Annotated in this window: 13 protein-coding genes and 1 tRNA gene; 5 read left to right on the top strand and 9 right to left on the bottom strand. The window is 47.9% G+C overall.

Features of this window, described 5'->3' with window-relative positions; genetic code table 11:
- Positions 1–186 precede the first annotated feature (186 nt).
- Positions 187–2,346 carry a methyl-accepting chemotaxis protein gene (locus EP073_RS09875; protein WP_128466983.1) on the top strand — a complete coding sequence of 720 codons (2,160 nt, stop codon included), beginning with the start codon at positions 187–189 and terminating at the stop codon, positions 2,344–2,346.
- Between the two features lie 334 nt (positions 2,347–2,680).
- Here the strand turns inward: EP073_RS09875 and EP073_RS09870 are convergent, their stop codons facing one another.
- Together EP073_RS09870 and EP073_RS09865 are read right to left on the bottom strand one after the other, a co-directional pair.
- Positions 2,681–2,980, bottom strand: a complete 300-nt coding sequence (locus tag EP073_RS09870; RefSeq protein ID WP_128467813.1) for a nitrous oxide-stimulated promoter family protein — start codon at positions 2,978–2,980, stop codon at positions 2,681–2,683.
- 45 nt (positions 2,981–3,025) lie between these two features.
- Entirely contained in the window at positions 3,026–3,250 is a 225-nt protein-coding gene (locus EP073_RS09865) for a hypothetical protein (protein WP_128466982.1), read from the bottom strand.
- A 180-nt stretch (positions 3,251–3,430) separates the two neighbouring features.
- Between EP073_RS09865 and EP073_RS09860 the strand changes: the two genes are divergently transcribed.
- The 4 genes from EP073_RS09860 to EP073_RS09845 all read left to right on the top strand — a co-directional run bounded on the left by EP073_RS09860 (position 3,431) and on the right by EP073_RS09845 (position 6,787).
- Entirely contained in the window at positions 3,431–4,042 is a 612-nt protein-coding gene (locus EP073_RS09860; RefSeq protein ID WP_128466981.1) for a trimeric intracellular cation channel family protein, read from the top strand.
- Between the two features lie 55 nt (positions 4,043–4,097).
- Positions 4,098–5,786 carry a 2-oxoacid:acceptor oxidoreductase subunit alpha gene (locus EP073_RS09855; RefSeq protein ID WP_128466980.1) on the top strand — a complete coding sequence of 563 codons (1,689 nt, stop codon included), beginning with the start codon at positions 4,098–4,100 and terminating at the stop codon, positions 5,784–5,786.
- Positions 5,783–6,616, top strand: a complete 834-nt coding sequence (locus EP073_RS09850; protein ID WP_128466979.1) for a thiamine pyrophosphate-dependent enzyme — start codon at positions 5,783–5,785, stop codon at positions 6,614–6,616. The genes EP073_RS09855 and EP073_RS09850 overlap by 4 nt, the downstream gene beginning before the upstream one ends.
- A gap of 97 nt (positions 6,617–6,713) precedes the next feature.
- Positions 6,714–6,787 (top strand) — tRNA-Pro (locus EP073_RS09845).
- A 107-nt stretch (positions 6,788–6,894) separates the two neighbouring features.
- Here EP073_RS09845 and EP073_RS09840 read toward each other — a convergent pair.
- From EP073_RS09840 to EP073_RS09810, 7 genes are all read right to left on the bottom strand, one after another.
- Positions 6,895–7,332 carry a hypothetical protein gene (locus EP073_RS09840; protein WP_128466978.1) on the bottom strand — a complete coding sequence of 146 codons (438 nt, stop codon included), beginning with the start codon at positions 7,330–7,332 and terminating at the stop codon, positions 6,895–6,897.
- 376 nt (positions 7,333–7,708) lie between these two features.
- Positions 7,709–8,674: a lipid A deacylase LpxR family protein gene (locus EP073_RS09835; RefSeq protein WP_128466977.1), complete on the bottom strand. Its 966-nt coding sequence runs from the start codon at positions 8,672–8,674 to the stop codon at positions 7,709–7,711.
- Between the two features lie 164 nt (positions 8,675–8,838).
- Positions 8,839–10,239: a PAS domain-containing protein gene (locus tag EP073_RS09830; RefSeq protein WP_164885330.1), complete on the bottom strand. Its 1,401-nt coding sequence runs from the start codon at positions 10,237–10,239 to the stop codon at positions 8,839–8,841.
- Positions 10,240–10,358: 119 nt separating this feature from the next.
- Positions 10,359–11,126, bottom strand: coding sequence for a helix-turn-helix transcriptional regulator (locus EP073_RS09825; protein WP_128466975.1), 768 nt, complete (start codon positions 11,124–11,126; stop codon positions 10,359–10,361).
- Between the two features lie 137 nt (positions 11,127–11,263).
- Positions 11,264–13,669, bottom strand: coding sequence for a heavy metal translocating P-type ATPase (locus EP073_RS09820; protein WP_206617461.1), 2,406 nt, complete (start codon positions 13,667–13,669; stop codon positions 11,264–11,266).
- 2 nt (positions 13,670–13,671) lie between these two features.
- Positions 13,672–14,046 carry an ArsR/SmtB family transcription factor gene (locus EP073_RS09815; RefSeq protein WP_128466974.1) on the bottom strand — a complete coding sequence of 125 codons (375 nt, stop codon included), beginning with the start codon at positions 14,044–14,046 and terminating at the stop codon, positions 13,672–13,674.
- 163 nt (positions 14,047–14,209) lie between these two features.
- A complete protein-coding gene (locus EP073_RS09810) occupies positions 14,210–16,234 on the bottom strand; it encodes a methyl-accepting chemotaxis protein (RefSeq protein ID WP_128466973.1) in 2,025 nt (674 codons plus the stop codon).
- Positions 16,235–16,406 lie beyond the last annotated feature (172 nt).

Here is a 16,406-nt window from a genome sequence, read left to right as displayed (position 1 = left end):
CCATAACCCCCCGACCTTATAACCATGCGGGTATTGACGCCCGCATGGTTTAAACCGTCTCTTATCTACTTAATCACTATATAAATCTTAATTACCAAGCTTTTACATTAATTTAACATTTATCTGATAACTTCCGATCCCATTCATAACATTGTAATAACAAAAGCTGTTACGGAAGGGATATACATGAAAAAAGGGATAATCAGAAACTTAAGCCTGAAAGTGAAGATAAGCGCCATGCTTGTCTGCTCGCTTCTGCTTATTACGTTTGTTTCATCTTCGGTGCTGATTCAGAAGGGAAAAGGGGAACTTGCAAAGAGTAAGGGGCAGCAGGCGGAAATACTCAAAAAAGTCATGTCCGAGCGGTTCACTGGCTATCTCGGCTCGGTGGACAGGTTTCTGACCGGCTTTGCGAAAAACGGTTACGTAACCGAGGGCTTTTACAGCATAGCTTCTGCTTATTACAAGCTGAACAAACGCCCCTCCCTTGATCCGGAGATGATGGCTCCGGGGCTCAGAGCTTTCTTTGAGAAGACCGGAAACAGGCAGATGCTGAACTGGATGGACAGAGCTGACTTCTCAACCGATGAGGACTTCCGCCAGCTTGTACTGCAATACACAAACATAGCAGGTCTGGACGAGATGGAAACCATGCAGTTTCCGGTAGAGTTCAACTTTGTCTATTCAAATTATTACGACAGCTTCAGGCTTCTCATGGAGCCGTATCACATATATTCTATGTACATAGTGGACAGTGAGGGTGTGATAATCTTCTCTTCTGACAGGAACCACGCTTTTGCAACAAATCTTATCACAGGTGTGCACAAGGACAGCTTTCTGGGAAAAACATTCGGGAATGCTCTTTCAATGCCCGTTACCGAGACACTTTTTACCGACTTTGAACCGTCTGAAATTGACGGCGGCAGACCTGTTGCCTACATGGCTAGGCATATAAACGCTGATGATATACGAACAGGGATTGTCATTGTGACACTCAGCAGAGACACTGTAATGTCGCTTCTGCCGGAGAGAATAGATGAACACACCTATCTGCGCCTGCTGGATAAATCAGGTCTTCTGATGAACATGCCTGCCGGTGCGGACGATCCCGAAACACTGAAATTCGCCGCGCTGCCGCAAACTTCACTCACCGATGAGATAACTGACGCAGGCAGAAACGGCTATATCTTCTCCAAGGATCGTGCGGAATTTTTGGGTAAAAGCTTTGACATCGTAATCAAGATGGACAGAAGTCAGATGCTGGCGCAGATACGCAGTCTGATCGGCGGTGTTTTCTTCTACGCCGGACTGACTTTTCTTGTAATACTTGCCGTCCTGTATCTCATGTTTGACCGCATAGCCTTTAAAAGGCTGGACTTCATCGGAAAAGAGATCAATTCCATCGGCAGTGACCTTTCAAAACGCATCCCTGTTTTCTACAAGGACGAAATTGCGAACATCTCTAACCACATGAACAGTTTTCTGGAAAGACTGGATGAGCTTGTGAAAAAAATATACGAGATCTCCGTGAGGACAGAGGAGGATTTCAGTCAGTTCGACAGGAAGAAGACTGAACTCACAAAGGTTTTGGGCAGACAGGAGGGAAATCTTTCGCTCCTGCTTAAGGAAATGGATAAGGTAAAATCCGCAGGGCTTGAGATGCGCCGCAACCTTGATTTGACGAGGGAAGTTACTCAGGAGACAGAAAAACGCACCTCCGGCGGACGACAGAATATGAATGTTCTATCCGACCAGATGGAGGGTATAGGCACTTCTGTTGAGCAGCTCGGCGGTAAGCTCCTCCTTTTCGGGGAATCATCCCGAGAGGTGGGGAGCATTCTCAGTGTGATAGACGACATCACCGACCAGATAAATCTTCTCGCTCTCAATGCTGCAATAGAAGCGGCAAGGGCAGGAGAACACGGCAGAGGCTTTGCCGTGGTTGCTGATGAGGTGCGTAAGCTGGCGGAGAAAACACGCAACGCCACTAAAAATATAGGTGACATCATAGGCGGCTTTAACGCTGACATCACCGGTATCCTGAACGATATGCGCACCACTGAGGACAAGGTGGCGGAGGGTGCGGAGGTCATGGCGAAAACAAGGGAAGTATTTGAAGGGATCGTGAAATCAGGCGAATCTCTCAATACAACCTTTCTCACCATGCAGCAGACGCTTAATGAAAGGGACAGGGCAATCGGCAGTGTGAACGAAATGGTGCAGAGCTCCGGAACTATGGTCAGCCAGAGCACCGCTACAGTTAACGACCTTCTCGGTATCTTCACCGAAATGAAAGACTCCATGGATCAGCTTCATAAATCGGTTGAAGTTTTCATCAGGAAATAGCCTGAAAAGGGGGTTTTTAACAGCAATGACTTCCCTCTTTATAAAGGGGGATCGGATGGGGATTTCTTCTTTCGGGACTGTTTTGCGTCATTGCGAACCCTGAAAGAGTGAAGTGATCTCTCAGTATATTTTAGATACTGCCGCGTCGCGTCGCTCCTCGCAGTGACACGGTAATGCGTCATCCTGTCAGTTTGATGTACACGCCCGCGCCGAACACTGTTCGGCTTCACTGTACACGGCGCAGCCCCATCCTTGGGGCTGCTACAACAACATCAAACATTAAATTCTATAAAACCAAGCAGTTATTGTGTTATTGAAGAACTCAGAAACATCTTCACCAAAAATAATGCAGCACCCAGTCCAGTCGACCGCGCTTAATGTGCCAGATACCGCTGAACTTCATTACTTCCCGTATCTTCCTGCGCATTTCCGCCTTGTAGCAGTGTATTTTGCAGTCCCTGCACTTCGGCTTAGGGTCAAGGGGGCATTTCTCATTCCGTTTGAGCGCATAGGCAAGCAACTCCGCGCACTCGGGGCAAAGTTCCTTTCCGCTGCCGTGGTTTTCACGACAGAAAACGCCTATGAAACGGCGTAAAATCTTTTCGTCCTTAATTACCCGTTTTTCCTTCTTCATACCCGAATGATAGTACATTTTCAGGCAAAAGAACATTGAGCAGCGTCAATTTTTACCGAATCTCTCCGTCCGCATTTCGTTTACTGAGTTTACGTATTCTTCCCATGTCTCATTATCCAGCTCCACAGGGTTCAGCGTGCCTTTGTTCAGCATTTCAGTAACGATCTGCGGAAAGTGCTCGGCGTAGTTGCCGCTGGAATCTCTGTAAGTGATTTTGACATTTGATGTATTATCTTTTGTAACCTTTGTCTTGGCGGGTTTATCCTGCACATAAGTATACACAGCCTACAGGCAGTGTATTATTATTTATTTTGATAAATACTATCAAAATAATTTCGTTGAATCAAATAAATTTAGCATTAAGAAAGTTGCCCGGAGTAATGTAATATTTAATTCCCCATTAATCTTTTCCCCGTTTTCAAAATAGCTGCTGCCTGATATAATGCTTTTATGACAATACCGTATATTCTGGACATGATCGGAACAGTCGCCTTCGCCGTCAGCGGTGCGCTGGTGGGCGTGCGTAAAGAGATGGACTTTTACGGGGTGACTTTCCTCGCCCTTGTAACCGCTGTCGGGGGCGGAACCACCCGTGACATAATGGTGGGCAAAATCCCGCCTATCATCTTCGCAGATTACAACTATCTGATAGTTTCGGTAGTTGTTTCATTCGCAGTGTTTTTCTATCACAAGCATTTCGAAAGCAAGATGCACCTCTTCCTCACTATGGATGCTCTCGGTCTCGGCGTATTCACAGTTACGGGTGTTTCCGTGGGTCTGGCTTATGATGTGGGCTGGGCGGGCGCGGTGATGCTTGCGGTAATCACGGGAACCTTCGGCGGCATGTTCAGGGACATACTCTCAAAGGAGATACCGCTCGTGCTCCAGAAGGAGATTTACGCCAGCGCCGCCATGCTCGGCGGCATAATCTATTGCCTCTGTCATTACGCAGGAATCAACAAAAGCATAAGCTTTATACTGGTTACATCATTTGTTTTCAGTCTGAGGATGATTTCGCTCCGCAGAAAGTGGGGGCTGCCTGTTGTGAGGATCAAACAATAAATTTTATGTTATAATATCCAATGGATATGCAAATCAAATAAACAAAGGAGAGGTCATGAGTTCTGTTTACGTTTGGAAAATCGGCGGTCCTGCCGGATTCGGCATTATGACCACCGGTCCTATGTTTGCCAAAGTCCTTAAGGCGAGCGGATACCATGTGCATGGTTACCCTGAGTACCCTTCGCTGATAAGAGGCGGCTACAACTGCTATCAGATAGCGTTCGGAGACACTGAGGTCACCGCTCCCTACAAAAAGATCGATATGTACGTTGCGCTTTCCGATGAATGCTTCAACAGGGAAATGTTTGAGGAAGGCACTTATGTTATAGGCGATTTCGCCAATCTGAAAAATGCCGGAGACATTAAAGCCAAGAAAATCGATGTTCCGCTTATGGACATAGTCAAAGAGATGGACGGACCGGACATAATGAGAAACTCCGTCGCCCTCGGCGCTGCCGCTGCTCTGCTCGGTCTTGATTTTGCGCTGCTTGAGAAAAACCTTATGGCAGCCTACAAGGAAAAGGTGGCAAAAATAAACGTTGATGCGGCAAAAAAAGGCTATGAATCTGTTAAGGAGCGTTATTCCGTTGTCTGTAAACCTTCGCCGGACAAATGCGCTCCCGCTCTTTATGTTACAGGGAATGAGGCAACTTCAATCGGCGCCGTAGCAGGCGGTCTGACATTCTTCAGCACATATCCCATGACCCCCGCCTCATCCATACTTCACTACCTTGCCAAATGCACCAGAGAGCACGGACTGGTGGTTAAGCATACGGAGGACGAAATATCCGGAATAAACATGGCTGTGGGAGCATCCTTCGCAGGGGCAAGAGCCATGACAGGCACGGCGGGCGGCGGCTTCAGCCTAATGAACGAAGGTCTCGGACTGGCGGCGATCACTGAGGTTCCCATCGTACTTGCCGTTTCACAGAGACCGGGACCCGCAACGGGCATGGCGACATGGACGGAGCAGGGGGATCTCAAATATATCATCAACGCCTCTCAGGGCGAGTTTATCAGAGCTGTCTACTCCCCCGGCAGTGTGGAGGAGTGCTACAAATTTACCTTTGATGCTCTGAACCTCGCTGATAAATATCACATTCCCGTTTTTGTGCTTCTGGATAAATTCCTTTCCGAATCCCACTTCATGGCTGAAAAAATGCCTGAAACAGGTGAGGTTAACCGTGGTTATATATTTGAAGGGAATGAGGAAGAACCCATGGCATACTTCAACCGATTCACCGAAAAGAAAGACGGTGTGGGTGTGCGAGTTATCCCCGGGACTAAGGGCGGGCTATACATAGCCAGCAGTAACGAGCACACAGACGAAGGCTTCGTGAGCGATAAGGCGGACGTACGCAAAAGTCAGGTGGAAAGACGCTTCCGCAAGCTTAAGCCTCTCACTGACGATATGCCGCACCCTGAGCTTTTCGGCAAAAAGGACGCGCCGCTTACCTTCGTATGCTTCGGCTCGGTGAAGATGATGCTGCTTGAAGCCATGAAACATACCGATAAATTCAACTTTATACATTTTCCCGCCGTCATTCCCCTTAATTGGGACAAGGTTAAGAAAATGCTTGAGGGAAGAAACCTCTGTGTGATGGAAAACAACTACACAGCCCAGCTCAGAGGCATAATCGCCGAGAATACGGGCATAATAATTGAAAAAACTTTCCTTAAATACGACGGCAGACCGTTTTTCAATGAAGAGATTGTAAGCTTTGCAGAGGAGGCGGCGAAATGAAAGCACTCGATTACAACACAGGACAAAAACCCGTATGGTGTCCGGGCTGCGGTAACTTCGCCATCTGGAACAGCATAAAGAAAGCCCTTGCCGAAGCTGGTGTAGAACCGCATAGGCTCGCGCTTGTCTCTGGTATAGGCTGTTCAGGCAAAATGATAAACCATGTGCGCGCATACGGCTTCCACGGGCTCCACGGCAGAACAATGCCCGTTGCCACGGGGATAAGGCTTGCCAACCCTGATATGAAGGTTCTCGTAAACGGCGGCGACGGGGACGGCTACGGCATGGGTGTGGGACACTTCGTCCACTCTATGCGCCGCAATGTCGACCTCACCTATATTGTGCATAATAACAAGGTGTACGGTCTCACAACCGGACAGGCATCCCCCACCAATGATGTAGGCTCGCCCAGCAAATCCACTCCGTTCGGCGTTGTGGATGAGCCGCTTAACCCCATCGCAATCGCAATAGATGCCGGAGCGACATACGTTGCCAGAGGCTTTTCCGGCGATTCGGAGCAGCTTGCGGAGCTTATCCTCGGCGGGCTGAACCACAACGGCTTTGCGCTGATAGATGTTTTTCAGCCGTGCGTAACCTTCGGCGGAAAATACCAGTATGAGTATTATCAGGAAAGGGTTGTTAAAATCGAAAACCACGATGTGACGGACGCTGATGCTGCATTAAAGCTCTCAAAAACAAAGGATAAGCTTCCCATCGGGCTTTTCTACAAGGCAGAGGGGCATCCTTCCTACAATGAGATGCACCCCGAAATCGAAAAGGCGCAGGTTCGCAAAAGAGATGTGACGGCTCTTCTCGAAGAGCTTGTTTAGAGAGGGATACAGAAGGCGGAGGCAGGGTGCTTCCGCCTCTTTTTTTATCTATTGACAGAGATAAACGGGAATAGTATAGTTCCCTTCCTTAAATAATCGGGGAATAGCGCAGTTTGGTAGCGTACCTGTCTTGGGCACAGGGGGTCGCAGGTTCGAATCCTGTTTCCCCGATTTTTTTTCTTTTTTTATCAATTATTTATGATTGTAGTTTTTGTTTTGCACACTTTAAGAGAAAGATGTAGTCTTTTCTTTATGTATACAATTTATACTATTATTTTCTACATATTATCCATGATTTTCCTTGCGTCAGAAATTGTTAAATAAATTCCTTTTTTGGACATTGGATGAACTAACTTGCAACTATTACAATAAAATCCAATACCATTTATGCCGTAGTCATCATAGCTATTCAGAGGTTTTTTACAGCTTGGACAATGAGGGTTTTTGTCTTTATCCCAATAAATACCATATTTTAAACTCATTCCCTTTGGTTTTAGGATATAAACAACGAATAGTAATATGATAATCATTACTGCTTCCATAATTACAACAACCCAAAGCAATCTTTTTGAGATATGTTCAAGGATAATAGGTTCTATCTTCCCATACAGACCATTGGTAAGCTGCTGCAAGCTCCACAAGAAGAAAATGAAAACAGGTGTTAGAATTATCGATACTATTCTTTCTTTAAACTGTTCAATAAATTTATCTTTCATTGTTTGCCCCCTGTAATAACTACCCCCAACGGAGCTGCAAGCTCCGCCTTTTTAAGCTCATCAGCCCACAAATATTTTCAGTTCAGTTCCTCAGTCTTAGCATGCTTGACCAGACATAGATTTTATATAATGCTTGCCTAAATTTATTCCATTTCTCTCAATCAGTTCAAATATATGAAGTAAATTCTCAAGTATATCTGCCGACTACTCCAAAGTGTCCTGCTCAACAATATCATTAACAAATTCTATGTGCCATTTCATTTTTATGAGCTAACAAAAGTGAGAACAAAATCAAGAGAAAATTCAACAGTAAAGAAAAGATTATTCCAATAAATATCTGAGATCACAGCACGGTCTATAAATAGCCCACCATCCCTCAAAACTGCATGGAAAGGCTGAATGCGCCGAAGTCCTGCCTGTCGGAGGATTGGCTTTTGAATTCCCGTGTACGTAATACTTTGGTATATCCAAGACGCACGTTGCCTTTTGTCACAACCACACCCATCTGAAGATCGCCGACAAACGGCTCCTTGTCCACGCTCCGGCTGTCGGTAAAGCTGTTGCCGTCTAAGAATATATTGCGGGCGATGTATCTGCCTTCTACCCCTGCGAAAAGATACCAGCTGAAATCCTTCTGTGAAACAAAGAATCCTGAACCGGGGAGGCTTGGCTGGATTCTCGGAGGTCCGTAGTCGACAGGCAGCCCTTTTCCGTAACGCAGGGTAATCCCCGTATTTGCGTATGTGAAAACATTGCCTAACGCTCCGCCTGCGTGAGGTGTGAGGTCAAAGGGCACTCCGATAAATGATTTTGAAACATAGCTTCTCCAGCTTCGCTGGTAAGTGAGAACAATTCCGGGTTCGTTTTTAAGCTGGGTATCCCAGCCTTGGGGTATGTCAATACCTCTGACTTTATGAACAAATTTCTGAGTTTGTTCGGCGAGTGACACGGAACCGACTATTCCGAGAGTAAGCTCGATCTGGTCAAGCTGCCGACCGTTTTCGGCTATTAAACCCACAGAACCGTACAGCCAGCCCGCATAGGGGTGGTCATCCGAAGGCGGATTCTTGGAATCGGTTTCTTTCGGGGTGTACATGTTCTGACCTATGGCGTAGTTAGTCCGCACAGAGGAATTATCAGGGAAAAACGGGAACAGACGGGCGGCGTTCAGCGCCCAGTCAGGTTTTTTGTCCGCAGCGGTAGTCCACGAGGCACGCACTCCGTTAGTGTAATACTGGTCACTGTAAAAAATGTCGTTTTCAATGACAAGGCTCAGTGTGCCGTTAAGACCATCGCCCGCAGCAAAGGCTTTCTGCGGCGCAGCCGGCAGCAGGGTCAGCATAAAAACCGCCGCGCATTTATATATTAATGTATTGAACCTTGGTAACGTTTTTCCCATGCCGCGCACCTGATAACCTGAGGGTAGAATAAAAACCACCCCCATTATACTGTTTTAAGTATCTGATTATCAAGGTAATAAGCTTATGCTGCAAAACCTGTCCTCACTCACTCCCACGAGAGCAGGGTTCTGCTTCCTTCAAGCTGTCTGACTTCCGTGGCATCCTGCATCACTTCCAGTGTGCCCATGTATCCGCCGCCTGCATTCCTCACGGCGAAATATCTGATATGAAGGAATCTGCCGTGCAGGGTGAGCCAGAATTCCGCCTTGTCTTTCCCGCCGTTTCTGAATGAATCCAGAATTTCCATGACAGTGGCAACGCTTTTCGGCGGATGGCAGTATTTGACCTCACGCCCTATAACATCCGGACTGCGGGGGAAAATTCTGTTCGGAGCGGCATTGTAGAATTTTACTCTGTCGTTTTCGTCAACGAATGATATATCGAACGGAAGGTGGCTGAAAACGGCGTTAAGCTGTTCAAAGGAGAGGATACCTTCACCGAGATTAACAAATCCGTTCAAATCCGTTCCGGCTGCCTGTATGCTTCCGCCCCATTCCTCGGGCTGCCCGATGAGGCAGTAATCAAGCTCTTTTTCATTGCTTCTTATCAGCTTCCACTCATCCTCGCTCAGCATCATAAGCGCAGTGGGGAAAAGGATCTTCTCCTCTTTGAAGGTCATACCGTCTATTTCTTCGGGCAGTGATTCCTGAATCTTAAGAAACTCGTCAAGCCTTCCGTGCTCAAGTGCTGTTATGCTGTCCTTGATCCCCTTTCTTATCCTGTCATGGAGTGACCACATAACAGTTGTGGGCTTGTCGAATCCTTTTTTCTCAAGATAGGGGAAAAGCTGTGTTTCCTTGCGGATGAAGTGCAGGTTGACATCCTTAAGCTTTTTATAAAGCCGGAGCAGGTTCTCCCTGTCAGGGGTGATTGTTTCAAGCTCCTTTCTGACTTCTGCTGTGAGCTTGAGTATCTCGGCATTTTCTCTGATATATGTTGATACGGGGTGTCCTGCGGGCAGTACGGGAATTGCGCTACTCTCAAGGGACGAGCGGAAAAGGGATATGATTCCGCCTATTTCATTCTCAAATTTGCTGTCCGGAACTCCGGCATCGGATATAAGCTGTTCGGCATAGGCAAATTCTGCCGCCGTGACTGGCGCTATTGTGTCATATTTCTTTTGCAGGAGAGTCTTGTCCGCTCCGTCAAAGAATTTGTGTACAATTGCCGCTATTTTATCCGCTCTTGACTTATCAATATCAATATGGCGTTCCATTTCCGCTGATTTGTCATAGCCTCCGCCCACAGCATTATTAAGCTTTTCAAGGAAGGCTGCCGGGTCAACATCCTTCATCCTGCATGCGTTTTCAAGGCTGATAACCTTGGCGACTGTGTTGAACTTGATTGGGTCAGTAATGCTTTTGAAGCCAGATTCTATAAAAATCTCTTTCAGATGCGGGTACTCTGAGACAACCTTGTAGACTGTCATTTCCTTTGTGATTTTCATAGTGCATCCTCCGTAACGTGATATTGGTAAGATAGCATCCATCCTGAGAGATAAACTTGATATAGATTAAGAAGAGCGAAAAAAATTTGATACGTCTAATTTCGTGAGGCAGCGGAAGATTACAGGCTTAAGTATCTCACCGCCAGCATTACCGCTATGGCTTCCTGCCTGCCGGAGACTTTAAGCTTGATATAGATGTTTTTTACGTGATATTTCACGGTGTTTTCGCTGATGTTGAGTATCGCGGCTATCTCCCAGTTGGTTTTGCCGTCCAGAATCCAGTCAGCAACGCTTTTCTCCCTCTTGGTGAGAGCGTTTACAAGGGCGGTGGTGTCCAGCCTTTTCTTGGCGTTCATCATGTGCTGGATAAGCAGAGTTGAGAGAATTTCAGTCCGCCTGTCGACTTCCTTTTCTTTATCGGCAAGAGAGATGAGAAATGTAAAATCCTTCGACTGCGAATTGGTGTAAACGGAGCAACCGTAGTTCAGTCCGTAGTGCCTTCTCCGTTCAATTATTTGTAGCTCCTTTGGGGAGAGGGAGCGTTCGTATTCGTCCCAGTGGATGAAGGAAACCGTTTCGTTATTGCTCAGCCGCTGCTCCAGCTCATACCGCACAGGATCGTCCTGCACATAATTTTCTTTTTCGTATTCATCCATCCATTCAGCAGGGTTGGATATGTTGAGTATATTTACCTTGTTTGCTCTGCGGTAGGTGGAGTGCATATAACAGCAGAGAACATATTCAAAACCGAGATAAGAGCCGAAATCCCTGAGAAGGCTGTCGAACTCTCTGTCATTTTCGCATTTAAGGCAGTCATCCATGAAACAGAGCGCTTCTGTGAGGTCTTTTCTGCTTAATGAGTTCAGTGTTTCCTCAGTGCAGATCATGGAACATCCTTAATATTTTTTATGTATGTTTTATCGTATAGATTACCATGTTATTAACCCTCTCAGTATGAATAAATGTGATTTCCGTCATAAAAAAACGCCCTGCGGCTTTTTGCGGCGGAGGGCGTGTATTTTTTTCAGACCTTTTTGATAAGCCTCATTCCGTTCAGCGTGACAAGAAGCGATGCCCCCATATCGGCAAGTACGGCGAGCCAGAGGTTCACGAATCCGAAGAAGGTTCCGGCAATGAAGAGCACCTTCACCGCTATGGAGAATGTGATGTTCTGCTTTATAACCGCAAGGGTCTTCCGGCTCAGCCTTATCACGTATGAGAGCTTGCCTAAGTCGTCCGCCATCAGCGCTATGTCTGCTGTTTCAAGGGCAGTGTCGGAGCCTGCCACACCCATGGCTATGCCAATGTCCGAAACGGCAAGGGCAGGGGCGTCATTCACACCGTCGCCAACCATGGCGGCTGTTCCGTATTTTTTCTTAAGCTCCTTCATTGCGGAGGACTTATCCTCCGGAAGGAGACTGCTGTATATGCTGTCTATGTCAAGATCGGCGGCTACAGCCTCCGCTACCCTTCTGTTATCTCCGGTGAGCATGGCTATATGGGTTATCCCTGTTTTTCTCAGTGCCTGCACTGCGTCACTGCTGTTGTGTCTGAGAGTGTCCGCCACTGCGACAGCGCCGAATATTTCATTTGCGGAGCCGATGAATATCACCGTTTTGCCCTGTTCCTCCAGCCTGCGGAGGGTTTCCTCATGAGCGGCTGCGCTTTGTCCGGCTTCTTCAAAAAGCCTGACGCTGCCAACGTAAACAGTTTTTCCGTTCACATCGGCTTTTGCTCCCTTGCCCGGGAATGCCCTGAAATTTTCGGAATACTGAACCGAGTATTCCGATGCTCCGGCTGTGACAGCCTTCGCTATGGGATGCTCCGACCATTTTTCAACAGCAGCGGCGAGTGTAAGAATATCCTGCTCCGAGAAGGACGGACTGAGTGGGACAATATCGGTAATCTGCGGTCTGCCGTGAGTGAGGGTTCCTGTTTTGTCGAAGGCAATCGCCTTGACCTGACCAAGTTTCTCCATGTATGCCCCGCCCTTGATCAGTACGCCGTTTCTGGATGAGTTGCCTATGGCGGAAACTATTGAAACCGGTGTGGATATTACAAGTGCGCACGGGCAGGATATAACAAGAAGAACAAGGGCACGGTAGAACCATGTACCGAACTCCGCCCCTAAAAGCAGGGGAGGTATAACGGCTACAGCCGCTGCGCCGAGTATCACCGCAGGGGTGTAATATTTTGCGAAAACGTCCACAAACTGCTGCATGGGCGCTTTCTGTGCCTGAGCTTCCTCAACGGCGTGCATTATTTTTGAGAGCGTGGAATCTTCCGCCTTTCTGGTGACGGTAATCTCCAGAGCGCCGTGAGTATTCACTGTTCCGGCGTATACCGAATCGCCAGCGTTTTTATCCGCAGGCATGGATTCGCCTGTTATTGCCGCCTGATTCACTGCGGATGAGCCGCCGGAGACGGTTCCGTCAACCGCTATTCTCTCGCCGGGTTTGACGATGACAATATCGCCTATATCAATGTTTTCCACACGCATCAATGTTTCAGCTCCGTTCTTGCGGACGAGGGCTTCCGGCGGGGCGAGCTCCATAAGAGCTCTGATGGAGCTGCGGGTTTTGTCCATAGTGTAAGCCTGAAGAGCATTGCCGAGGGAGAAGAGGAAAACAACAGTCGCCCCTTCGCTCCACTCTCCGATAGCCGCGGCGCCGACTGCCGCTGTTATCATGAGAAAGTTCATGTCAAGGGTCATGCTTTTCAGGGCGTAGAAACCGCTTTTTGCCACATGAAAGCCGCCGAGCGCCATCACAAGGGCATAGAGAGCCGTTACCACGGAATCATTTGAACCTGATTTATCAAGAACTGCCGCAAAAACCAGAATGAATCCCGCTGCGATAACCGAAAGCATTCTCGGCTGCTGCCGCCATGTTTTAACCATAGCCTTTTCGCCGTGTTTCACAGCCTGATAGCCTGCCTGCCTGACTGCGTTTATTATTTCCTCCTCCTGAACGGAGTGGGTGACTGTCATTTTGGATGTGCTGAAATTTACCTTGGCGGAACTCACACCCTTTATAGAGCTTATGCGTTTTTCCAGCTTCGCGGCGCAGTCAGCGCAGTCGAGCCCTGAGAGCTTGAAAACAGCGGTTATTCCGTTTTCTGTTTTTTCGGATGCTCTGTAGCCGAAGCCTGTGACTGTTCCTATTATTTCATCTATGCTCAGAACAGCTTCATCGAAAACCACCTTCAACTTGGCGGCGGCGAAATTTATCTGCGCTTCGGTCACTCCCGCCATGCGTTGTATTGCGCCCTCAAGCTTCGCGGCGCAGTCTGCGCAGTCCAGCCCCTGTATGTTAAGGGATGCGGAGCGTGTCTGTTTCACCTCTGTATCTCTGTGAGGCATTTCATTTCCGTGTATGCCCGAGCAGCAGGCATCGGCGCATTTGTTATTAAGATGTTTGAATTTTATCATGCTCATTTTCCTTTTCCGTGTGAGATATGTTCAATCCCCTGACACATAAGGGTTATAACGTGCTCATCATCCAGAGAGTACCAAGCCTCTTTGCCCTCCTTACGGAATTTGACCAGTCTGGCGTTGCGGAGTATCCTGAGCTGGTGGGAGATTGCCGATTGGTTCATGCCCAGCGCCTCCGCAAGATCGCAGACGCAGAGCTCACGTCTTGAAAGGGCGTGGAGTATTCTTATCCTTGAAGGCTCACTGAGCACCTTAAACATTTCCGAGAGATCGTATATTGTGTTCTCATCAAGCATGCTCTGCCTGACAAGGCATATGGACTGCGGGTGGATACATTTTTCATCACACAGGTCTTTTTCTGTTTCTTTAACCATTGCGGCGCTCCGTTATGCCATTACATATGCTTATATGTTCATATGTAATGATAACAGGAGCGCAGATGAAGTCAATCGATAAAACGCAGATATAGAAAATAATTTGAGGATCAAAATAAAAAAAAGCTCCTGAAGCGTTTTTGCCGCAGGAGCCGGAAAATGTTTATGCCTTTAATCTGAACCGTCTCATCAGCTTTCTGAGACTGTCTGAGATGTGCTCCAGACCGGAGGCGCTTTCCGCCAGATGGTCGGAGGTGGTTTTAACCTCATTGGAAACGGAGGAGATGGAGCTTATGTCCTGCTGAATCTGCGAGCTGGTGGATGCCATCTCCTGCGTGGCGCTGGAAATATTCTCCACCATGGACTGGAGCATGGCGACACCCTCCTGAATTTCCTTCAGAACAGCGCCTATGAGACGGGAGGATTCCACTCCCTGATGCACCTGCGATGTAACCCCTTCCATGGACACAATAACGTTGTTCATTTCTGTCTGAGTTCCCTGAACAAGGTTTGAGATCTCGGTGGTTGCCTTCTGAGTGCGTTCGGCGAGCTTGCGTACCTCATCCGCCACCACCGCAAAGCCTCTGCCCGCTTCGCCCGCTCTGGCGGCTTCTATGGCGGCGTTGAGGGCAAGGAGGTTTGTCTGGTCGGCTATATCGCTGATTACGTTGACAATATCCTTGATTTCCTGTGATTTTTCGCCGAGGGAGTGCACAAGCACAGCGGACTGATCAACTGTATCCTTTATCTTTTCCACAGCTTTCAGGGAGGTACTGACAACCTTGTCTCCGTTGACGGCTTTTTCCGTTGTCTGCTGGGCGAAGGATGTTATCTCCGTGAGGTTTTTCGCTATGTCGCCCGTTGTTGAGCTCATTTCGTTTGAGGCGATGGTGATAAGCCCCGAGCGTTCAGTCTGCTCCGTCATGCCGCTGGAAAGCTGCTGAGCTCCTGCCGAGAGGTTTATGCTGGCTTCCCGCAGTCTGTCAGCCGCTTCCGTTACGTTATTTATCATCCCGCTTAAGCCAGCTACCATCTCCTTGATAGCGTACGTGAGGCTTGAGGTGTCGTTTACCGCGGTTTTAATATCAGTTGTGAAGTCTCCGCCCGCTATGCGGTGGACTGTTTCCACAACCTCATGCGGTTCCCCGCCGAGCTGACGCACCAGAAAACCGACAATGAGGAGTATAACGGCAATGATGACAATCACCGCAATTACAGCCGCAACGGCTATTGTAATCTCAATCACTTGGACGGCTTTCATTATTTCATCTATCGGAACGCTTAAGCCTATGAAATAGCTGTAGTCCGTTCCGTTTATCTCAATGGGAGAGTAGAGGGTGTACGAGGTTTTGCCGGTTTGGGAGGAGACAGTCTCCACGAAGTATTCATCGCCGTTGTCCAGATACGGGCTTATGGTGTCGGCAAGGCGGGCTCTTGTGCCCACAAGCTCACCGACGGGGTGAACAAGAACTGTGTAGTTTTTGGAGAGCATGAATGTGTATCCGGAATCATATACATTTACGCCTGAAAGCAGCCCGTCAAACAGCGCGACGGATATGTCCACTCCGGCTACTCCGGCTGTTTTCCCGTTTACCGTGAAGGGAACACCTATTGATACAGTTGTGACAACTTCATCACCAATATCACGGGTGATCGGCTCGCCTATGTGTGGTTTTCCTGTTTGAAACGGTTTCTGATACCAGTCCGATGACCAGTCGGACTCGTACATACCGCCTGCTGCCGCAAGCCTGACTGCACCGCCGAGGCGCACGGCGAAAGGAGCAAACTGCCCGTTTTCCCCTGTGCCTGCGGTGTTTGTACCGTCAAACTCAGCGTCTTTTCCGTCAAACATATCCGGTTCCCAGACTATCCATGCGTCAAACAGACCGGGGTTATCCTCGACCGCTTTTTTCAGCATGTCGGCAATCTTTTTGCGGGGTATGGCGCCGCCGTTCTCAGATAAGGCTCCGGCGGAAGCGGAAAGAGTAAGCGATGTGCTGAGAGCCTGCTCCACGCTGCTTTTGATCAGATGACCGTATCTGTATGTCATATTACGCACATCGTTCTGCGCGATTATGACCGTTTCCCTGTTGACAGCCCTGTAGGAGGCTATTCCCGTGAACAGGAAAGCGATGATTACGCTTACCGTTACCGGAAGCAGAATTTTCATTCTGAATGAAATTTTCATGACGATCCCCTGCGAATAAAATTTGTCAACTATAACACCTTTTTAAAAAGATTCATATGATTATATTAATAGTCATATGAAAATAATAACTCACATATGAACTGTATGCTTAATAGTGCGTTTCCGTGTCCTGAAAATATTTCGACAGTTTACGAATGATAAAAATATCACT

It is taken from the genome of Geovibrio thiophilus (genome assembly GCF_004087915.1).
GTDB lineage: Bacteria > Chrysiogenota > Deferribacteres > Deferribacterales > Geovibrionaceae > Geovibrio > Geovibrio thiophilus.
Note: the sequence above shows the minus strand (reverse complement) of the source record. Positions and strands in the feature narration are given on the sequence as shown.